This is a genomic window from Rhizobium sp. Root1204 (genome assembly GCF_001424965.1).
GTDB lineage: Bacteria > Pseudomonadota > Alphaproteobacteria > Rhizobiales > Rhizobiaceae > Pararhizobium.
Genome location: NZ_LMCZ01000024.1, coordinates 24,246 through 45,223, shown reverse-complemented (window position 1 = coordinate 45,223; position 20,978 = coordinate 24,246). Strand labels below are relative to the sequence as shown.

Annotated in this window: 17 protein-coding genes and 5 pseudogenes; 11 read left to right on the top strand and 11 right to left on the bottom strand. The window is 56.4% G+C overall.

Annotated elements, in window-relative coordinates; translation table 11 throughout:
* Window positions 1–145 (bottom strand): transposase (locus ASC96_RS32025; RefSeq protein ID WP_156397682.1); only part of this gene is annotated, 145 nt, incomplete at its 3' end.
* Window positions 146–589: 444 nt separating this feature from the next.
* Window positions 590–930: pseudogene (locus ASC96_RS33970) on the bottom strand (Tn3 family transposase); the annotation flags it as partial.
* Window positions 931–962: 32 nt separating this feature from the next.
* Between ASC96_RS33970 and ASC96_RS32855 the strand changes: the two are divergent.
* Window positions 963–1,148, top strand: a complete 186-nt coding sequence (locus ASC96_RS32855) for a hypothetical protein (protein WP_156397681.1) — start codon at window positions 963–965, stop codon at window positions 1,146–1,148.
* A gap of 133 nt (window positions 1,149–1,281) precedes the next feature.
* Here the strand turns inward: ASC96_RS32855 and ASC96_RS20240 are convergent, their stop codons facing one another.
* Window positions 1,282–2,763 carry an aspartate aminotransferase family protein gene (locus ASC96_RS20240; protein ID WP_060504939.1) on the bottom strand — a complete coding sequence of 494 codons (1,482 nt, stop codon included), beginning with the start codon at window positions 2,761–2,763 and terminating at the stop codon, window positions 1,282–1,284.
* A gap of 623 nt (window positions 2,764–3,386) precedes the next feature.
* Window positions 3,387–4,254, bottom strand: a pseudogene (locus tag ASC96_RS20235) (LysR substrate-binding domain-containing protein).
* On the opposite strand from ASC96_RS20235, the pseudogene ASC96_RS32015 reads away from it, so the two are divergent.
* The 5 genes and pseudogenes from ASC96_RS32015 to ASC96_RS20215 all read left to right on the top strand — a co-directional run.
* A pseudogene (locus tag ASC96_RS32015) lies at window positions 4,193–4,560 on the top strand (zinc-binding dehydrogenase); the annotation flags it as partial. The pseudogenes ASC96_RS20235 and ASC96_RS32015 overlap by 62 nt on opposite strands.
* Before the next feature lie 178 nt (window positions 4,561–4,738).
* On the top strand, window positions 4,739–5,215 hold the full coding sequence (locus tag ASC96_RS20230; protein WP_060504934.1) for a hypothetical protein: 477 nt from the start codon (window positions 4,739–4,741) through the stop codon (window positions 5,213–5,215).
* Window positions 5,216–6,412: 1,197 nt separating this feature from the next.
* The gene (locus ASC96_RS20225) at window positions 6,413–8,110 is read left to right on the top strand and encodes an EAL domain-containing protein (protein ID WP_060504933.1); all 1,698 of its coding nucleotides are present in this window, start codon (window positions 6,413–6,415) and stop codon (window positions 8,108–8,110) included.
* Window positions 8,111–8,333: 223 nt separating this feature from the next.
* Window positions 8,334–8,736: pseudogene (locus ASC96_RS34435) on the top strand (transposase); the annotation flags it as partial.
* Between the two features lie 966 nt (window positions 8,737–9,702).
* Window positions 9,703–9,918, top strand: coding sequence for a hypothetical protein (locus ASC96_RS20215; protein WP_060504931.1), 216 nt, complete (start codon window positions 9,703–9,705; stop codon window positions 9,916–9,918).
* A gap of 786 nt (window positions 9,919–10,704) precedes the next feature.
* Here the strand turns inward: ASC96_RS20215 and ASC96_RS20210 are convergent.
* The gene (locus ASC96_RS20210; protein ID WP_060504930.1) at window positions 10,705–10,950 is read right to left on the bottom strand and encodes a hypothetical protein; all 246 of its coding nucleotides are present in this window, start codon (window positions 10,948–10,950) and stop codon (window positions 10,705–10,707) included.
* 255 nt (window positions 10,951–11,205) lie between these two features.
* Between ASC96_RS20210 and ASC96_RS20205 the strand changes: the two genes are divergently transcribed.
* On the top strand, window positions 11,206–11,388 hold the full coding sequence (locus tag ASC96_RS20205) for a hypothetical protein (RefSeq protein ID WP_060504929.1): 183 nt from the start codon (window positions 11,206–11,208) through the stop codon (window positions 11,386–11,388).
* Window positions 11,389–11,712: 324 nt separating this feature from the next.
* Here the strand turns inward: ASC96_RS20205 and ASC96_RS20200 are convergent, their stop codons facing one another.
* Entirely contained in the window at window positions 11,713–11,964 is a 252-nt protein-coding gene (locus ASC96_RS20200; protein ID WP_060504928.1) for a DUF3606 domain-containing protein, read from the bottom strand.
* Window positions 11,965–12,805: 841 nt separating this feature from the next.
* Window positions 12,806–13,258 (bottom strand): DUF1810 domain-containing protein, encoded by a 453-nt coding sequence (locus tag ASC96_RS20190; RefSeq protein ID WP_060504938.1) that lies wholly within the window; start codon window positions 13,256–13,258, stop codon window positions 12,806–12,808.
* Window positions 13,259–13,540: 282 nt separating this feature from the next.
* Between ASC96_RS20190 and ASC96_RS32850 the strand changes: the two genes are divergently transcribed.
* The 4 genes and pseudogenes from ASC96_RS32850 (at window position 13,541) to ASC96_RS20175 (ending at window position 16,720) form a co-directional block, all read left to right on the top strand.
* Window positions 13,541–13,693: a hypothetical protein gene (locus tag ASC96_RS32850; RefSeq protein WP_156397678.1), complete on the top strand. Its 153-nt coding sequence runs from the start codon at window positions 13,541–13,543 to the stop codon at window positions 13,691–13,693.
* Between the two features lie 163 nt (window positions 13,694–13,856).
* Window positions 13,857–14,260 (top strand): annotated as a pseudogene (locus tag ASC96_RS20185) (transposase); the annotation flags it as partial.
* 647 nt (window positions 14,261–14,907) lie between these two features.
* Window positions 14,908–15,867 (top strand): DUF808 domain-containing protein, encoded by a 960-nt coding sequence (locus ASC96_RS20180; protein WP_060504926.1) that lies wholly within the window; start codon window positions 14,908–14,910, stop codon window positions 15,865–15,867.
* Between the two features lie 364 nt (window positions 15,868–16,231).
* A complete protein-coding gene (locus ASC96_RS20175) occupies window positions 16,232–16,720 on the top strand; it encodes a ferritin-like domain-containing protein (protein WP_060504925.1) in 489 nt (162 codons plus the stop codon).
* Window positions 16,721–17,165: 445 nt separating this feature from the next.
* On the opposite strand, the gene ASC96_RS20170 is transcribed toward ASC96_RS20175, so the two are convergent.
* The 4 genes from ASC96_RS20170 to doeA all read right to left on the bottom strand — a co-directional run bounded on the left by ASC96_RS20170 (window position 17,166) and on the right by doeA (window position 20,951).
* A complete protein-coding gene (locus ASC96_RS20170; RefSeq protein WP_244482207.1) occupies window positions 17,166–17,354 on the bottom strand; it encodes a hypothetical protein in 189 nt (62 codons plus the stop codon).
* A gap of 244 nt (window positions 17,355–17,598) precedes the next feature.
* Entirely contained in the window at window positions 17,599–18,039 is a 441-nt protein-coding gene (locus ASC96_RS20165; RefSeq protein ID WP_060504937.1) for an HD domain-containing protein, read from the bottom strand.
* Between the two features lie 718 nt (window positions 18,040–18,757).
* The gene (doeB, locus tag ASC96_RS20160; protein ID WP_060504923.1) at window positions 18,758–19,762 is read right to left on the bottom strand and encodes a N(2)-acetyl-L-2,4-diaminobutanoate deacetylase DoeB; all 1,005 of its coding nucleotides are present in this window, start codon (window positions 19,760–19,762) and stop codon (window positions 18,758–18,760) included.
* Between the two features lie 7 nt (window positions 19,763–19,769).
* Complete coding sequence (gene doeA, locus ASC96_RS20155) at window positions 19,770–20,951, bottom strand: ectoine hydrolase DoeA (RefSeq protein ID WP_060504922.1); 1,182 nt, start codon at window positions 20,949–20,951, stop codon at window positions 19,770–19,772.
* Window positions 20,952–20,978 lie beyond the last annotated feature (27 nt).

The window sequence follows — 20,978 nt, the reverse complement described above, 5'->3', positions numbered from 1 at the left end:
GATCTCGATGCTGCTCGTATTCGCGGTACCAGTTCCTCAGCGCATTCTTGGTCGGATAACCCAATTGGCGGATCGTCGCCTTAACCCGCTTGCCGAGCTGAATATAAAGCTCGACCGCGCGAACCCTGTCTGCATGGGAATACATGAACTACCTCCTGGTGGTCCAAGTTTTCGTCCGCATCCCCTTATGCGTCTAACCGGCTCAGTTCTGAGTGGAAACCAACATCCAAGTTTTTTAATAGCTGGCTCTGTTGTGCGTGGGGACTACCAGCAAATGCCGAGCAAGGTCGCGCTTGCCGATTTAGCGGCTGACTGCGTGATACTAAAGGCAATGTAGACCAACGAAGACGACAGAAGACGACTTACGAGCTGGCTTCCCTGCAAGAGGATGCGATATCCGGATTGAAAGCCCTTTTCTCAAGGCAGTGCAGGACGAGCAGCGCAATCGCGAGTGGTTCGAGACGGCGAAAGCAAATGATCTTGAAATCCAGTGACTGTGTTCGCATTCAAGGCTCAAACCCTGGTCGATAGCCGCCTGCTGAAGTTAGAACAAGAGCGGTTCAAAACCCTGCGCTAAGGCCGAACGGACTTCTGCCCCGGCAGCTTCGTCGCTGGCGTGCGGTGCCACGATCAAGGTGCTGTTTCCCATCCTGTCGCCCTCGAGTTTTTCCATTGCGGGCGCGCCAAGCCGGCCGCTTCAGGTTGAAGTCCATCATTTGCCAGACGTCGGTAAGCCACGCCACGCCGTCGTTCTAGACGCCAAGGCCGAGCTTGTCGTCCTGCTTCAGTGCAACGAAAGCGGATTTGGGCATGAGATGTTCGTCTACAGGCCGGAACGAGCGACTGGCCTCGACCCAGACATCTCCCGAGCGCAGCCGGTCACGAAAGTGAGTTTAGCGTCGCGATCTCGTAAAGTCGCCGATTTGCTTTCCTTCTAGTATCAGTTCACGAGGCCGCATCTCATGGGCGCCGTCGTCGGCCTCGTCATCCTGTCGGGGCTCGCCTCTGGTCTGGGGATTACCGCGCGCCGTTTCGTAGCGATCTGCGCAAGCCGGGCCTGCACTTGGTGTAAAAATGCCGCGGTAGTCGCCGCGGCGTTTGGATTGGCTACTCAATGGATGGCGGCTTCACCGCAGGCCAAAGAATGACAAGTCCGCGATTACGATAATGACGAGGCCCACAACATAGATAACGCGGTTCATGACGGGCTCTTTAGATTTTTGACGTACCAAAACACATTGTAAAGAGTGGGTTCCTTTCACAACGCCGGTCTCTCGAACGTCAGCCAGCCATGCTTTCTTTCACAATCGTGTCCCCAAGCCCAATTATTTCCCGGACCAGCAGGGTCAGATCGCTGCGCCGCGTTCTGTGATTGTCTATCGCGACCCGCAAGCAATGAGCGCCGTTAACTGTCGTATCCGATAGCACCGCAGTTCCTTCTTCCTGGAGTCTCAGCATTATCTCCATATTGAGTGCCTTCAGATCCCCGGCGCTCATCCCTTCCGCGCGATAGCGAAAGCAGACGATGCTGATGTTTGTCGGTGCGACCAGCTCCAAAAGAGGTTCGGCCTCAACCAGTGCGCTGAGATAGTGGGCCTGCTCAATATTCTGATCGATCAGGCGACCAAACTTCTCGATGCCATGTTCCTTGATAGCCATCCAGACCTTAAGCGCCCGAAACCCGCGGGAGGTCTGCAAGCTGTAGTCGGAAAGCCAATTGGTCGATGCAAGGCCGCGTGGTGTCATCTCCAGATATTCCGGTGTCACTGCAAATGTATTGCGATGCGCTGTGGCATCCCGGATCAAGGCGCACCCGGCCTCAATTGGCGAGTGTAGCCATTTGTGTGGATCGAGCGCAACGGAATCGGCGCGTTCGATGCCCGCAACGCGATAGGAATTCGACGGGGCAATGGCGACGAAAGCGCCGATGCAGCCATCGACATGGAACCAGAGGTTCTCCTGTTCCGCTAAGCTGGCGAGAGCCTGCAGATCGTCTATAGCGCCGGTATTGACTGTCCCGGCCGTGCCGATCAAACATGCAGGCTGGAGCCCCGCCGCACGGTCCTCCGCAATCGCCGCCCGCAAAGCCGTTAGATCAATGCGCAGCGCGCTATCTGTTGGAATGCGTCGCAGGGCCCGATTCCCGAGCCCCAACACCTCCATTCCCTTGCGGTGGCAACTGTGAATTTGATCAGAGCCGTAGAAACGCAAGGGCTTCGCCATGGCTGCGACACCGTGCTCACGCACGTCGACGCCCGCCTTCACATTTCGAGCCACGTTCAAGCCGATAATATTGGCCATCGAGCCGCCGGCCACCAACGTGCCGCTGGCAGACACAGGAAAGCGGACCATCTCTTTGCACCAGGCCACCAGTTGTTGATCGACCATTGGGGCCGCATGGTTTCCGCCGCCAACATTCGAGCCTTGGATGGCCGCCAAAAAATCTCCCAGCGCCCCCGTAAAATTGCTTGCCCCCATATACCAGGCCCAAAAGCGCGGATGCACGTTGCCCATGGGATAGGGCATCACGTTTTCGGTTACCTCGCGATAAACATCAGCCAGTCGTGCCGGTGATCTTGGCAAGGGGGATGTGAAGAATACCCTTACCTCCGCCGGCATCTCCCGCCAAACTGGACGGTCGCGGACGTCACGCAGATACCTAACTCCATCATCGACGATTTTGTGCGCTATATCTTCAACTTCCGACCAGTTGGTTGGGTCAAGCGTTTCTTCGATCGGGCTTGCTGCTGTAACGTCAACCATCAGAACCCCCAAAAAATACTGATGCCTTAAGATTATATACGCATCTCCTTATGAAAGCTATTCAACGGGGTTCGCGATTGGGTCCGATACTGTCAACTGGCGCCTTCGGTCAGCTTGTGGCTTCTTTCTCAAGGTTTCAATGGACGTCTACCAGGCTTGTGAAAATCGCAATCTTGCGGTGACCGCTGCGTCACGCCATTGCGTCAAGTTCTCCGACACCTTGAAGTCCCAAGCGAGATCAATCGGTGCGCTCAACGGCTGCTGCCTCGCGCGCCTTCCGGTCCGTGGGAGGTGGGTTCCTCGCCTTGACGGGGTACGCGAGGACCGGTCCCCGGACAGCGCGCGGCAGCTCTATAACATCGTCATTGCGGCGGCCCAGACCGCCAAGCCGGATGGGATCGCACACGCAACGCCACAGCTTGGTTACGCTCGTGTTGGAGGACGGCACCAACTGCAGTTGATAAGTCCCTGCAAAGGCCACGCCAGAATTCGAGGACACGCAATCTCGCACGCGAGCAAGTTGAACGCGACTGCGTCCCGTTCCAAAAAAGTAGCCGCTGGCATATTTACATCATCAGCTTCGGCAATTCGGTGGCCAGCGTATCGACAACAAGGCGAACTTTTCACGCAAGATGAGGTGTTCGCAACCACAGGGCGTAATTCTCAAATACGTGCCCCGGCTCACCCTGCAACAGCGGCATGAGCATGCCAGCTTCTACGCGTTCGCGAATGAGCCAGGAGGGAAGCCAGGCGATCCCCATGCCCGCCATCGCGGCATCGGCAATTCCTTCAAGATCGTCCAGGCGCAACCGACTGTTCAGCGTGATCTCGGCCGCAGGTTGCCCATTACGCGGAAACAGCCAGGGATGGGACCACCCGGGCCGACTATAGCGAATGGCGTGATGCCGGTCGAGGTCCTCCAGTTTAAGCGGCCTGCCGTTGATCTCGAGATAAGCCGGCGAAGCGCAAACGACCATGCTGTGACGGGCGATGCGTCGTGCGATCAATCCCGCCCTATTCTCGAGACCGCCTGTCCGGATGGCCAAATCATACCCATCCTCGGCAAGGTCGGCGATGTCATCACGGAACGACAGATCCAGTTCCATGGCAGGATATTGCCGCGCAAGCTTCACGAGAATCGGGCTCACGCATCGCCGCCCGAGAAGGGCGGGCATCGTAACGCGCAGCCTTCCACGCGGTTCCGATAGCTGTTCGGCCGCAAGAGCATCGGCCGCGTCGATCTCAGCAAGAATTTGCCGGCATCGCTCGTCGTAGTCGCGCCCGAAGTCCGTCAGGCTCTGACGGCGCGTAGTTCGGTTGATCAGACGCACTCCCAGGCATTCCTCGAATAGGCGTATATGTTGGTCCGGACATACCGAGTGCCGCGGCCACCGCCGCGAACGAGCCCAGATCAACGGCCTTCACGAAGACCGACAAGGAGGATCTTGAACTGCGGCTGAAAGAAATTGCCGCCCCCACTGGCGCCCGCATGGTGTTTGATCCCATCGGAGGTTCGATCTTCGAGGCACTGACAGCCGTGGCTTAGCGCCCGAGGCCAGCGCCCTTCCCGCTGTTCGCGGTCTTGAGCAAGCGCTTGACGCTGCGCGGCTACCTCGTCCACGAGATCGTGGCGACCCGGTGCGCCTGGACGCGGCAAAGGCATTCATCCTTGAAGGACTGGCGTCCGGCGAGCTTCAACCGGAAATCGCCAAAATCTTTCCGTTTGACCAGATTGTCGAAGCGCATCGCTACTTGGAATCGAACGAACAATTCGGCAAGATCGTCGTGAGGATTTGATGCCAAATCGGTAGAGCGAACGTACTCGGGCGACATCAGTCGCACTTCGTGTCCTCATGCTGCGAAAAGTCAACCAAGGTGGTGAGCCCCGCAGCATGCTTCCATTGCAATGACATTCTCGCCATTTTGATTTCCTAGAGAAGCTGGCAGACCAGACATTCTGGGAGGAGAACTATTGATGCTTAACTGGGTTGATCAACGACGGACACGGCGGCGAAATATCGCGGGCTTCTGGATGTACGGCACCATACGACCGATGACGATAGTTGCGTTATGGGCAGCCGTCAGCTGGTCGGGGCTCGGCAATCGGGCGTTTTCTCAAGAGACGCTTTACGTTGGGCGGCCAGGTCTCGCCGAGCCAGAGGGGACTCCGCTTGAAATTGCGACCTGCAAAACCATCAAACAGACACTGGATGGCTTCCAGCCACAGCGGGATCGGGTTGATCTTTGGATCTCCGGTCCGCTTACGCTCGTGCATACCGACAAGGTCCTCTGGTATCTTGCAGTCTGTCCGGACACTGGAATTCGCGTGATGTGCATCACCTATTCCGACAATGGCATGAAGACAGGCGATCACGTCGTTCTGGCGGGCGCGTTGGAAATCCAAGATCGCAAACACGCGGTTCTCGACCCCTGCCTTGCCTCACGCGATTAGACGACGGCCAACTAACGCAACGTCAAAGAGTCGCTCCGCCGGCATGGGTTTCTCCTCTTTCTGGCACGAGATAAAATATGATAAAACGAAACTCGTTCCTCCGCCCCGTGGTCAATAGTCAAGAATTTCGAGGTCGGAGAGATGCTCGTGACGCGTTAGCGTCATCGCGGGGCGTAGCGGCGTCGGCTATGTAGTTCGCGACAACTTCACTATGCCGTCCCATGACTCCCTCGCGCGTTCGCAGACTATCCTGTTTCAACCGGGGGGAGTGGCCGTGAGGTTCCCGACGCCCACTATGTGTGCTTGCGAAAGATCATGATAGATCGGCGTGGCAGCTGCTAGACAGCTGGCTTTCGAACCACTCCCTCGGATCGCCAGTTGGAGGCCTCGCCTGCCTGGCGCGATCAGGCCTCGCCGTTGAGGCACGGATCATGTTGATTTTATGGGATTGTAGGTATTGACCTTCTGCCGCGCCACACCAAGTCTGTGCACAAGCGAGGGGTAGCAATGACTTACGATTGGGATGGACGACGGAACCGGCTAGCCAGGGCGGCACGCATCACGACAGGGCTGGGGCTAACGTTGGCTATCCTATCTCTTCCACTACTAATGTTTATTTGATATGCGCCAACAGCTTTGCGCCGTGACACGCCAAGCACCAAGCCCGTCGCTTTAGTCGGGCGGCGGCCGGGTGCCTTTAAAAACGTCGTTTTTAGAGGTTGTAGAAAATGTGTCATTGTAGTCTGGCCCGAGAGGATTCAGGTGTGACGGCTAATGGATAATCGTCGTCAGATGGTATGGTCGGAACATAGCCCGTCTCCGAAGTGGCTACCCGTGTGGCACCTGGCGTCAGCTTTCGGCCAGAATTGATCGTCCGTGAAGTCAGCCGAAATCGGTCGATGGCCTAGATGTCCCAAGATGCGTGACAGAGGGCGGGGACATAGCCTGCGGACTGTTGCCACATGTCGCTGAGCCTCGCAGCAAAACCTGCGACGCTCGTAGTGGATCTCACGTATTTAAGGGCTTATTTCCCCCCTTGGCGAACTAATCTGAGTGTCGGGGGTTGATAGTAGTTTACCGCGATAAAGCAGAAGCAGCGTATTTTGCCGTCACAAAAGGGAGTTCTCAATGCGGGAGGGCCCATCACTAGAATCCTACGAACTGCGCCGCACCGGACTCGTCCGAGAACTAGGGTTGATGAATAACGACGGTAGTCAGGACGCTTATGACCGCATAGCCGGAATCGCCAAGAGGGTTTTTGCAACAGATATTGCCCTGATCACATTCATCGATGGCGATCGGCATTGGTTCAAGTCCCGCCTTGGAACGGACTTGACACAGACTCCGTGCACTCAGAGTTTCTGCACCCATGCCATGACGGCTAAACAAGTATTGGTCGTTGAGAACGCCCCAGACGATCCGCAGTTTCACGACAACGCTCTCGTCGTTGGCGCTCCCCACATTCGCTTTTATGCCGGCGCACCGCTGCTGACCCATGAAGGCTATCCCATAGGCACGATTTGTGTGATGGACAAACAGCCGAGACGGTTCGAGCACGAAGATCAGTATATGCTGCAGGCCCTAGCTGATCTTGTGATGACGCAGATGCGCGTGGACAGTGACCTGACCCACCGCGATACCGCTACAAACATGCCTAACCGCATTCAATTCTTCACGGACCTCGCCGAATTCGGCCGCACGCACGAGGCGCAGGACAAGTGGGTTGTGTTGATCGAATTGATGGGCATGCATGAGGCAAACGACGCCGTCCGGGCTCTTGGGCTCGGATATATCTACGATCAAATCGCCCACTCCGCGGAACGGATACGTTTCACCGTTGATAACGCGACGGTTTATCATGTCGGGCCTGCCCACCTTGCCTTCTGCCTGGATAAGGATAAAGATGCGCTTCAAATCCTTAATAGCGTCGTGGCGAGACTGCGCCAGCCGTTCATTACCAGCTCAGGCATTCCTGCGAAGCTCGCACCTGGCTGTGGCGCCCGCAACATAACCGGCGCGGAACTGTTTGCTCCCGAGGTTTTACGCACGCTCCTTCAAGCCGCGCGTGAAGCGCGTGATAGTCCCCGAGGTGTCGCGCTTTATGATCCGATCGCCGACGGGGCCCATCGACAAGCCTTTTCGCTGGTTGTCGAAATGCCGCGTGCGCTTAGCGCAGATGAGCTTTTTCTTGTATATCAGCCTCGCGTTAACGCACAGTCCGAATTGTGGGAAGGCGCCGAGGCTTTATTGCGTTGGCGCCATCCATCGCTCGGCGTCTTAACCCCCGGAAATTTTTTACCGCTGATTACGAAGACGCCGCTGATTCGGGATGTGACCGACTGGGTCATGGATGCAGTGTGTAGGCAGCTCGGCAGCTGGCAGGCGGAAAACCTTAATATGCGCTGTTCATTCAACGTCAGTGCCCGCAATCTGGAAGAGGACGATTTCGTGGAACGACTCGCCAGCGTAATGGCGGAGCATGCCGTCGATCCCCGCTGGCTGGAAATCGAAATTGTGGAAGACGTCTCAGCCACCGAAAATGAGACGATCTTGTCCAGATTGATCGCCATCCGAGATCTCGGAGTCACCATCGCAATCGACGATTTCGGCAGCGGATACAGCAATCTTGCCTATCTTCTGGAACTTCCAGCCACGGTGCTCAAGCTCGAGCGCTCCATCGTGGCTGGCATACTGACCAAGCCTTCGTACGCTACCGCCACCGCCTCCATCATCGCGATGGGTCATCAACTCGGCTATCGCATTGTCGGCGAAGGCGTTGAAACGGCCGATATCAAAGAGAAACTCGTCCAATGGGGCTGTGATGAGTTGCAGGGGTACCTGTTTGCCAAGCCGCTCGAAGCCGAGGCATTTAAGCAACATCTACTAGCACGTTAGTTTCTGACGTTAAGCTTGAGCTGAAGGTGTGAAAAGGGACGCAGCGCCGTTCTTGCGGATACGAGACCGGCAGCACTTGTCTCAAGCCGCAGAATGGAACATGCCTCGCCGTGAATCAACCTCTGACACCCTGCCCTGGTCACGATGTCATTCGAAGGGTGCTAATAGCCGACGACGAGCCGCTTGATCCGTCCGCTACATTGAACGCATTGGTTATGGCATGCGCCGACAAACGACGGTTCCCGGGGTTGGTCCCATCACCGCGGCGACGATAAAGGCTTTGGTTCCTGATCCAGGCGGGTTCAAGTCGGCGCGCCACTTTGCTGCTTGGGTTGGGCTGACACCCAGACCTCATTCCAGCGGAGGTAAGGAGCGATTGGGTGGAATCTGCAAAATGGGCAATCCCGAACTTCGTGTTCACCTCGTTCTCGCGGCACCAGCCGTTCTGCGGATTGCCCCGAACGTGACCGCGCGCGACCTTGGCTGAAAGCGCTGCTCGCCAGGCGTCCCTTCAAGGTTGCTGCTGTCGCATAGTCAACACGATGGCACGGATCATCTGGGCCCTTCTGACTAAGGGCGGGATCTACAATCCTCCCGAGCCATCCTCAATTGCTGCGACAATCTGACGAGTCTCGGCACCGATAAACTGATCTGGCCGGCGTCGTCCGGCAGATGCAGGGGCTACTGCAAGCCATGAACCCATGGGACGAAATTCCGGAACGAGTGAAGCCGCCGACGCTGCACTTAAAGTGCGTGGATGTGATTTAGCTCCTCGTTTCGCGGATCTCAACGAGGCCAGCGGTCATGTACCGCACTCAAAGGCCGTACATATGAACGCACCGTCATGGTGTGTGAATCCGATTGCCAAGCCCGTTGCCTACGAAGGAGAAATTCGATGCCACTCGGATGAACAATTGACAAGGATCCTGATGTGAGAGGATGCGAACCGACGGCCCGTCGTTCAGCAGATGTATTCGTATTAGATTTTCCAACCCGGGCAGCTACTTACCTGCTGATAGCCATCAGTTGTTTTTGGACACGCCCCCGATGCCGCATTAATCATGGTGACGGCGCCGCCGCGATGCGTAGTCATGAAGCCACGCAACCCTATAGCTGGCCAGCCGCTGGGCAGCCGAACGCAAAAACCAGAAAGCCATGCCTTCCGTTTGGGTCCAAACTGTCAGTGAAAAATGATCGGGTGGGGGGCCCCGCTGCCTATCCGCCGCAGATGAATCTTCGAAGGGGTGATCCGCCCCGGAAGGCAATGGACGTAAAAACCGGCCCCAATCACGACAAGACGGCGCGTCGTGAAAGCCGGAAGGCCTTCTATGACTGGCTGGCCGAGACGATCACGATCACGATCACGATCAACGGTATCCAAAAGATAGAGCGCGATACCGAATTCGACAATGAGACGTATCGCAGTGGCTGCATCCGCCTCTACTACCCCGAGACGTCCGGCACGAATCGGATCTCAAGAACGGCGTGTTGCTCGAAGCCGGCTTCGACACGGTGGCTCCCAATATCGACAAGGATATCAGCTCCTGGCCTAAAATTACGCAGCATCGCGCGTCGAGCTGATCGATAATCGCGTGCTGGCCGTTCCCTGCTACGAGCCCGGCTACACGCTGGTCGAGAAGCTCCATACCATTTCCACCAAATATCGCGAACAGCAGGAAACCGGCCAGTTTCCCGCTAATTTCCTGCGGCACTATTACAACGTGTTTTGCCTACTGGACCAGCCGGAAGTGCAAGACTTCATCGGTACGGAAGCCCATGTTGTGCACAAAAATCATCCCGAAGGCTGACAATCAGGACATCGGCAGCGATCCCGCTTTTAGCCTTTCCGACGCCGGGACGTTTGGGCTTTACGACCGAGTAGACGAACGGACGGCGGCGCTCTATTATTACGGCCGGCCCAGCCTGAAAGACTCCTCGCACGCATCACCTCCTACACGGAGCGTCTATAGCGATTCCACTCCAATAGCTTCCTCTATAAGTCATTGTTCAAACATGCTTCTTTTACGGGCGAACTTGTCCCGAGGCAGAATTTGGAGACGCACGTAAACTACACAACGATATCGTTTGACCTGCGGCCAAGCACGTACCCGTGCCAGAACTGGATACGCAGCAAAAGTAATACCGCGGTTGACCTACAAAGGTATATCTTCAAGACCGTCCGCCAAGCACAGGGTGAGCGAGATAGGCATGGGCCATTGAGCCCGGAAATGGAGAATGGCTTAAGCCCTCGAGCTGCGGGAAGATGAACCACAATCCAGAGGCCTTGCTTCCGGCCATTCTCCAATTCCTTGAGGGCGGTGTCGTAGAGCCGAGACAGGCGTCTCGGCGACAACACCGCTTCACCTTTTGCACCACCGTTTCACCGACACACGTCCGACATCGTTTGAAAAAGCCCCGTACTTGATGGCGTGGGTGGCCAGCTCGTGGAGGAGAAGGGATAGCGATAACCCCGCTTTTGTTCCAAGCCTGACCTTGGGTCCGTCCAGTACTGGCGGGTATAGACATGTACACCAATCCCCCTTGTAATGGGACGACTCTCGGGAAGCGGTCATTCAGATGTCACTTCGTAAGTGTCATTCAGATGTCACTTCGTAAGTGAATGTCAGCGATCCGACAGAGATCGACTTGCCGGAGCCGTCTCTGACTTTCACGGTTACTATCCCGCGATGCTCGTCATAGGGAAGCTCGTCTCTCGCGATATCCGACATGATCCGCGCGACCTCTCTCGGCAAGTCTGCCTTTGATGAAATCAGCATGCCGACATCGTCAATCACCTGACCGTCGCCGTTATGGATGTCGAAAAAGTATCGGGTCGTCATCGTTGCGGAGCTCTCGTGATGGCATCTTGGCGGAATTGATATGGTCGCAGTGTTTTCGAAGGAGCTGATGGACTAACTCCGGGGTCAACGGCTTGGAAATGAAGGTGGCGTTTTGGGGTACGTCTCCTGCAGCAGGCTGCTCCGGAGGCGATGACGACGCAGATGTGGGGCCAACGTTCCGCAACGACACGGGCGAGGACGAAACCGTCTAGTTCGCCAGGCGTGCACGTCCGTGACAACAAGCTGGAGCGAAGAATGCCGGTTGAGGAATTCGTATGCCTGGCCGGCGGTCGTGGCTTCTACGCCGACATCTCCCTCGTCCGCGAGCATGTCGGCGGTGTCCATGAGGATCAAGGGTTCGTCATCCACGATAAGTGCGATCGGTATCGCGAGCTTTCGAATTCTGCTTTTTCCATCCGCCATAAATCTTTAACATGACGAATAGTTCCTCAAATGGTGCAGATGGACGTACGTCGCTCAGCACCGGGTGGGTGAGACCGAAGATCGAATGGAATTCGAATGAGGCAGCTCCACGTGCGCGGCGTTATGGCGAGGCTGATTATCTCGTCCCCCCGTTGCGCGCGAACGGCCGCATGGACGAGAACCGCGGTAGAGGGGAGATTGAGGATACCAGAACTGCAACGGACAACAGTCCGCGATTTGCAATTTCCGCCCGCGCGCGAAAGCCGCTCTCCTTAGCTACCATCAACGAAACTTCTGCCCGTTGGACTTCTGGCAAGGAATTGTCCGTACCGCTTTCGGTCATTTTTCGAGCTTTTCCTCAACCATACTCCGGTTGTCACCCGCGACGTTCACGGCTTCCTTCACCTGAGCCTTCGATAGGACCTCTTTCTTCGCTTCGTAGCTCAGCTCGTGATGTTGTCCGGCTGCGACACGCGCTCGATCCTGATTTCTTCCGCGAGTGCGAGTTGCCATTTTCAAAACTCCGTTTCGAAAACGGCTTAACTCCTCCCTGCCCTTCAGGTTTCGTCGACCGCGACTGACAATCAGCATATTCGGCAGCCTCTGCGTCGCTTTTGGGAGCAGATCTGAACGATGCATTCAGGAGGCGTCTCATTCATCAACGAAGCCTGCTGAATGATAAGGGCCATGGCGGCACGTCGCTCTTCCGGCAGCTTGAGTATGAACGTATCCATGTCACGTCCAAAGTTTGACCACGCCTTATCGCCTGCTTGGCCGCGCTCGATAACGCCTGCCGTCTCGAGGGCAGCTCGATCCACGTTCTCGCGAGCAAGGGATATTTGAAGAAGGTCCGTCCCGGCGATCATTGTCCAATCCCCTGTTGTCTAAAATTTACCGTCTCGTGGCTAGAGTGTCCGCGGAGTGCTCTCTTCCTTTTCGATTAGCGTGTGGTAATCGGCCGCCGCGAACGTGCTGTCGTGCTGGAACCCCGAGACGAGGGCATTGTTCTAACGTTGTGAACATCATGGATGCCCTGAAGAAGTCCCTGGCGACGGAACTGAAGAACCGCAAGGCGGTGATGAAAATGCTGGCATGGTAGCCGCGCCAGCGGATGGCTTTCATTGGTCGCCCGAAAAGCCGACCGTGAAACACGAAGGGCGCTCGATCCATTTCTGGAGAGCGCCCTTCGCAGACCCGGGCAGCACGCCACGCGACGAAGTCACTGTGGCAAGCCATCGAAACGGGTGATGTCCATAAATGAGATTGGCAAGCGGGGTTTTCAAGACCCGCGAATAATTGGAGCGCCGTCGCCGAACGACCCAATCGACAGCACCTTCCTCCGCCTGGCGCGGACATCGCGAATACAACGCACTCCCGACGAATTCGGTCGGCTACAAGCAAGGACTCTTTGCCAACAATCCTAATAAAATGCCTACGATCGAGGTCCTGCCCTGCCAAGTCCTTCTTTAAGGAGTTCGAGGGTCCTCGCATCGGCCTTACCGCCGAAGTAGCGCTCGATGGCTGTGCGGAACGGCTCGGGATCGTTGGCAGTCTCCCGAAACAGCGTCATCGACGAGTGCAGTTTTAGATCATCGGGAGAGCCGAATATCTCGTGGGCAGTGCGATTGGGGACCACGTTAATCGCGCGGGTACACTGGACGAGGCGATCACCAAGCAACGGGTGGGCGAGATAGGCATGAGCTTCGTCCAGCCCGGAAATCGAAAACCTAATCGCGGTTGGCGAATGGCCGAGGCCAGCGACCTGCGGGAAAATGAACCACATCCAGTGGCTTTGTTTGCGGCCCCGCTCCAACTCTCTAAGGGCAGTGTCATAAACGAGTGCCTGCGCCTCGATGAAGCGTGAGAGATTATAGGGGTCGCTCATGTGCTGTACTCCAAACTCGAGAATCTGGCCTGCGCCGCTGGCACTGTCCGCAGATTTTACCATTTCTGATGAGTATGTCAGTGAATCATCCGAGTGCATCACGACTTATTTGGCGACTCAGCGAAGCTGACGTGATCGCTCCGGCGACGGCCAATCAACTCGAGGCTCGAAACAAAAAAACTGCGCGGTTAAGGGCGTTTCTTCTTGAAATCAATGACTTGCATGGTAGGGGCGACCCACCGAAGGGTACGTCTGCGCGGCGACTATCCATCGGAAATACTCATGCGCGAGAAAGAACTTCGTGAGATCGAAGGGATCGCGGCCACGATCAGACGACTCGTAACGCCGGGGGTGAAACCCAAAGCGCTGATTGCCGCGGTGAAAGAACGGCATCCGAAAACCGCGACGAAGGAGATTGCTCGCACGACGTTTTGAGCGTCATCCTGTCCGCGGAATTAGTTCCCGAAGACACGCAGGCACTCCATGACCTGGCAATGGATAAACGTGACAGCACTGATGGGTTGGATGTCCCTCCCACCGGCATCGCAGTGTGCCAAGATGGTGATGCGTTAAGTCACCAACAGAGGAGGAGGCATCCATGGAGGAAGTTAGCATTGTAGGCGTCGATCTTGCAAAGCAGGTTTTCCAGGTTCACGGCGCAGCAGCGGATGGCCGGGTTTTGTTTCGTAAGAAGCTCTCGCGGCTTCAGTTTCCAAAATTCATGGCGGCACTGCCCCCTTGTGTAGTCGCGATGGAGGCTTGCGGGACAGCTCATTACTGGGGGCGCGAGTTGGCAGGGTTCGGCCATGACATTCGGCTGATCCCACCGGTCTATGTAAAGGCTTTCGTTAAGCGCCAGAAGAACGATGCTGCCGATGCCGAGGCTATTGCAGAAGCTGCGATGCGGCCGACCATGCGGACGTCGCTGTGAAGACGTCCAACCAGCAAGCTCGCGCAATGGTATTGCGAACTCGCGATCTTCTTGTCGGCCAGCGATCGCGATGGCAAACAAGATGGCACGGGTGATTTGGGCCAAGCTAGCACGCAATGAAGACTACAGAGATCCGACTGGAGCGGTCTGCTGACGGCGACTGCTTCATTTGGAGCGCCGGCGATGTGAGGAGGACATGATCCGTATGGGCAAATGATCGAGCAGATCGAGGTTGGATAAACCAGTAGCTCTCAGCGAGCCCTCAGCTCGTTGCACTGATATGGAATCTGATCCGGGTATCACCATACCGGCCCGCGGCATGTCATGGCCGCAATATGAGGTCTGAAACATGTACGCACCCGATCACTCGCTCAGCGGTAAAAAAGTCCTTGCATCGAAATGGGCATCCAAACATGAGAGCTAGCACGGGCAACTCGCGCGCATTCATCATCCAGCAGGGACGAATGCGATCGTTGCCGGGACCGCTGCGTTGCACCATATAGTCTGAACGCAATTCAGAGCGCCAAGCGGCGCGGGAGCATCCATGACAGCAACCATCGACGCCGGGCCTGACCAGAAAGCAGCTTTTCGTGCTACTTCTCGGTTCGATCGGGGTGGTTTACGGCGATATCGTCACAAGTCCGCTCTATGACTTTCGGGACTCCATACGCCCATTTTCCCGTGACGGGATAATTCTCAGAACCAATCGGAAAGACACATGGCCACAGGACTGATTGCACTCCTTGACGACATCGCTGCCATCGCCAAGCTGGCCGCGGCGTCCCTGGACGACATTGCCGCGCAGACCGCAAAGGCGGGGGCGAAAGCGGCAGGGGTCGTAATCGACGACGCGGCTGTGACGCCGAGATATGTCGTCGGCCTGTCCCCGGCGCGCGAACTGCCGATCATCGCCAAGATTGCTCTCGGGTCGCTGAAGAACAAACTTCTCTACCTCCTGCCAGTCGGGCTTTTGCTCGGCTATTTCGCGCCATGGGCTATCACTCCGCTTTTGATGATCGGCGGCGTCTACTTGTGCTATGAGGGCACCGAAAAGCTCTACGAAGCCTTCTTCCCTCATGACGCCCACGATCACGAGGCCGCGGTATCGGGAACATCCGATCCGGCCGCACTGGAGAATCAGAAGGTCTCAGGCGCGATAAGGACGGATTTCATTCTGTCCGCCGAAATCATGGCATTGACGTTGGCCAATGTTGCGGCGTCCAACATTTACACGCAAGCAGCGGTGCTAGCTTGCGTGGGAATCCTGATCACGTTGGCCGTCTACGGCGTCGTCGCGCTCATTGTGAAGGCCGACGACGTCGGTCTGACCCTCGCTGGTTCATCCCACGGCCTGCTGCGAACGTTCGGGCGCGGGCTTGTGGTAGGCGTCCCTGTCTTTCTTAACGTTCTCGCCATGGTTGGCACGGCTGCGATGCTCTGGGTCGGCGGAAGCATTCTGGTGCACGGGATGGCCGAACTCGGCCATCACGGGCCCGAGCATTTCATTGAAGGCATAGCGGCAGGAATTGGAACCGTGTCCGCCTACTTCGCCGAAATCCTGCATTGGGCGACGACATCGACGATCCAGGCCGCTCTGGCCATAGTGATCGGCGGCCTGACCATCGTCCTTGTTCATGCTTCGGCTCCACTGATCAAGCGGCTGAGACCGCAGAGCTAATTGATGCAAAAGCGAACCTCCGCGAGCAAGAGATGCTCGCCGGGGGAGCTACGGCGTGGCGAGAACTGGTAAGACCTTCAACCGCCAAAGCATCTGGATTTCCATGACAGTCGTTGCCTCAATACAATCCTGCCGCAACAGCACTGTCCACATGAACAGCGCTTTTGGCAACCATCGAGACTAAACATTATTGTTGAGGTACGTAACCGATTTCCAATGGTAGGGACGCCAGGTCTACATGGCCCGCCAAGGCGTGAAGTTGGCGATGTACGAATGGCTTGGCGAGACGGAACATTAGTTCCGCCAATAAGTTGTTGGCACACAATTGCCGGCTGTCCGTGCAATGTCCCAAGGAGGCAATCCCATGGCCAAATTACTCGAAGACCTTTTCCTCGACACGCTCAAAGATGTCTATTTCGCCGAACAGAAGATCGTAGACACTTTGCCGGAGATGGAAGCAGCGGCGACGAATATTCAGCTAAAGTCCGCTTTTCGAAAGCATCTGGACGAGACCAAAATACACGTGACCCGCCTGGAAGCCATCTTCAATGTGATCGGCGAGGAACCCGAGGCGAAGACGTGCGACGCCATCCTGGGCATCACCGATGAGGGTGCCGAAATCATGGAAGAATACGAAGACTCCCCTGCCCTTGATGCTGGCCTCCTTGCTGCCGCTCAGGCCGTCGAACATTACGAAATGTCACGCTACGGCACGCTGCGCACTTGGGCGCTCGAACTTGGCTACGAGGAAGCAGCCGAAATTCTCCAATCTACGCTGGATGAGGAACAGGCCACCGATTTGGCGCTCACCGCGATTGCCACTTCCGTGGTCAATCAAAAAGCTGAAGGCTGACGAGCTGGCGGCGGCTGTTCACACGGTCGCCGCCCCTTGTCAGGATGATGATGACCAATCGCTTTACCTATCTGCTCACGACGATACGCGGCAACGCACTGTTGATCGGTTCAGAGAAGCAAACAATCAACGACATCTAATCCTTGCTTGTTGAAAATGGCTTGCCTATTGAATCCGGCCCTGCCGAGTTGCACCAAGTGGGGAAGTTGAAGATCGCCGAGCAAACCGCTGAAGGACTGATTAGACCATTTTGTTGGCGAAACCGAATGCGGGGTGGAAAAACATGTCGCCCGGACGATGGATAATGCCCGGTTGAAAATGCGGGGGCTCCACCACGCGGGCAATATTCGATAACACCTGTCCAATGACATACTCATCGACCGCACCGTGTTCTGGAAACCCGGCTTTTTGTGCCGGGTTCCCACTGTCAGCGACGTGGCTACCGCTAATGTTCCGTGTTGTTCATCAACGCGTCGATGAGCATGATCTGCGAGCGGTTTCCGCGCTTGTATTCGTTGATTAGGATTTTTACCTCAGCAGTCGCCTTCTTGCGGGAGATGCGATGCTGAGCATACCAAACATCGAGAACATGAAGCATGTTCAGGTCTTTAGGTGGTATCCCGACATCGGACATATGCATCATCTTCCTCCAAAGGATACATCATCTCTTGTTTGAAAAAAAAGCGCCTCCCCGCGGCCTCTCTAGGAAATAATCCTAGTCTTAAATCGAGGAGGCTGAAGACGAAAAAATGGCACCAGTTTGAGGTGCGTTTCCCATTTTTGATCCCGTTCAGCGTACACGGTAGTGGTCAGATTGAACGAGACCATGCGTTGAAATTCGGTCTTTGGCTGAAGGATTAGGCCTTTCCGATGGTGCCTCATTCCCCACGAGTGCCGCTCCCCCTGTCCTCGTTGACCTCTTCCAATATCTTCAGCCCATCGCTGTATTTAGCCGTATCGAGTTCATTCGCCAGCGCCTGCTGAAGGTTGTCCTTCAAATCCGCCTGCTTTACCGCTCTTGCGAGATCATTCGACGCTGCACGGCGGACAAACAACGCTTCGTGTTCATCATCACGCTTGGTTAGGGCATCAACAGCTGAGACGATGGCATTGGAGAAGCCTTCCGCTTTCAATCGCTCAAGCGTCCATCTTTCCCGCTTTTCGACGACGTCATGGAGATAAGCCACGATTTTCTCGTCAATCCCGCGGACCAAAGCCGCAACCCGATTGCAATGCAGAAAGTATGGTTCACCTGCCTTGTCGGTCTGTCCCGCGTGCGCGTCCAAAGCTATTTCAATTGCCCGGTCCAGTTCGTGCATTTCAAGCACCTCCGCGTATGCCATCGGAAACATACTTCAAAATGCGGATTGTCAGTGATGAGTTCCACGGGTAGCGATCCCATGGCTGGGGCCTCCTCAGGCAATCGGAAGAGCAGCGTCGAGGAAAGCGCCGACGAAAGCTTGGCGGGTCTACCGCCTTCTGAAGGGCGCGGCGGCAATTGCGCTTAGCCTCATGGTAGAACTCGCCTTCCGCTCCGTCCCAGTCGTGATCGAGAAAATCCAAGGCCTGGTCGGGCCCAGTGATCACACGCGCGCCGCCGTCGCGACGCTTCACCTTTACTGGCTGCCAAGTGATGGTTCCCATACTGTTTCTCCATTGAACGTCTAGAAACACACACAGAACCTCAGTTGTTCCGAGGCAAGATTCGTAATCGTTATTATAAGGAACGGAATTGCAATAATCCGGGGGTCCGCCTGATCAACTTGATCTAGGATGGCTCGAGCCTTCATCCGCCGACAATGAACGCGATACGTCGATGCTCTCCTTGAACTTGCCGTCCGCATCGCAGCGGATGTAACGCTTATCGGTCCCGGTATCGATCATCTCGACCAAGTGCCATATCAGGCTATAATCGACAGTGTTGCGACGACCGGTTGGATCTGCCCGCCGGTCATTCAACGGTCAATAACAACGGCCTCCATCGCGCTTACATGGCCGATGTACGGCGCCATACCCATTGCGGCACCCCAGCCGCCATCAGACGGTTATTGCAAGGACCGCGACGCAATCCCCTGCCTTGACAAGACCGGGAAAGTGCCGTGCGCAGAGAACACCATCCATCTTTGCAGAGATTTCGATCGGCGCCTGGCCGGTGCGCCCGACAGGATGGATGAGGGCTACAGCCTGGCCTCTGCTGACAGTATCGCCTAAATCCGCAAGCGGTTCGATGAGCCCGGCGTCTTCTGCAAAACAGAAACAATCGCCATCCGGCATGTCGAGCCACTGTGTCTGCGCTACGTCAAGGGCGCCTTTGACGATCCCGGCCTTGGATAGAATGTTCCTGACGCCGCGCTTGGCAATGCCAGCACTTTTCGCCGTTGCCGTACCTCCGCCGCCGAGTTCGGTGGTGATGAAGATCTTGCCCATCTCTTCTGCTGCGGTATCGTACATTCCGACGGCGTCGATCTCCAGCATCTTCATGGAGTAAGGTGCCGAGAATGCCTCGACGAGTTCGAAGGAGCGCGCCTCCTGCGCCTTGTCGGACAGGATGTGGGCGGCACAGAAGGGCAGGAAGTCGAGTGTCTTGCCTCCGGAATGGAAGTCGAGAACGATGTCGGCAAGGGGCAAGAGTTCACGTTGGAAATAATCGGCGATTTTCTGGGTCACGTTGCCATCGGGCCTGCCCGGAAAGCTGCGATTGAGATTGCCCCTGTCGATCGGCGACGTTCGCGTGCCTGCCAGGAACGCGGGATAATTCATGGCCGGAACGATGATGACACGCCCGGATACGTCGTCCGCCTGCAATGTGCGTGCGAGATCGAACAGGGCAATCGGCCCTTCATATTCGTCGCCATGATTGCCGCCGGTGAGAAGGGCCGTTGGGCCCTCCCCGTTCTTGATGACCGTGATCGGGATCATCACGGAACCCCAGGCCGAATCGTCACGGCTATAGGGCTGCCGCAGGAAGCCATGCTGGATACCCTCGGCCGAAAAATCGACCGTTGGCGTGATCGGGGACGGTCGAAGTCCTGTGTCGTTCATGGCAGGCTCAATCCTTGACGAACAGTTTGCGCGGTACATTCGCAAGGCATTCGACGCCAGTATCGGTAATCAAGATGCTTTCGGTAATTTCCAGCCCCATCGTTTCCAGCCAGAGCCCGGTCATGAAATGGAAGGTCATGCCGGGCTTTAGCTCCGTCCGATCGCCCGGGCGCAGGCTCATGGTGCGCTCGCCCCAATCCGGCGGATAAGAGATGCCGATGCCGTAGCCGGTTCGGTTATCCTTGACGATGCCGTATTTCTTCAGCACCGCGAAGAAGCCGTTGGCGATATCCTCACAGGTATTTCCGGGTTTGGCCGCAGCCAGTCCCGCATCCATGCCTTCGAGCGTTGCCTTCTCCGCGTCGAGGAATTCCTGTGTCGGCTTGCCGAGGAAGACGGTGCGCGACAACGGCACATGGTAGCGATTGTAGCAACCGGCAATCTCGAAAAACGTTCCCTCGCCCCGCTTCATCGGCCTGTCATCCCAGGTCAGGTGCGGTGCAGAAGCATCGACGCCTGACGGAAGCAGCGGCACGATGGCTGGGTAATCACCACCGATGCCATCGACGCCGCGGGTACCGGCATCGTAGATTTCGGCAACCAGATCGCATTTGCGCATTCCGACCTCGATTTTGTCGAAGATGCGCTGGTGCATGCCTTCCACAATACGGGCAGCGTTGCGCATATACTTGATCTCGGTCTCGCTTTTTTCGGCCCGCTGCCAGTTGACCAGTGCCGTTGCATCAACGAAACGGGCATTCGGCAGATGCCTGACCAGGGCTGCGAAGGCGGCCGCCGAAAACCAGTAATTGTCCATTTCGACGCCGATCGTTAGCCTGTCGTAACCGCGCTCGACGAGCTTGGCAGACAGATAATCCATCGGATGACGCTCGGTCGATTGCACATAGTGATCGGGGTAACCGATAATGTTCTCGTGTTTCAAATAGGCTGTCAGCTTGGCGCCGTTGGCGTCCTGCCCACGGCCGAACCAGATCGGTTCGCCGCCCGGCGGCACGATGACGGCCTGATGCACATAGAACGACCAGCCGTCGTAGCCGGTGAGCCACGCCATATTGGAAGGATCGCTACAGATCAGCAGATCGATGCCTTTTGCTTCCATGGCCTTGCGCGTCTTGGCGAGACGCCTCTCGTATTCCCCAAGGGAAAATTTGAGGTTCGGTTGGGTCATCTTTCTCCCTCATTCTCCGGCTTTGCC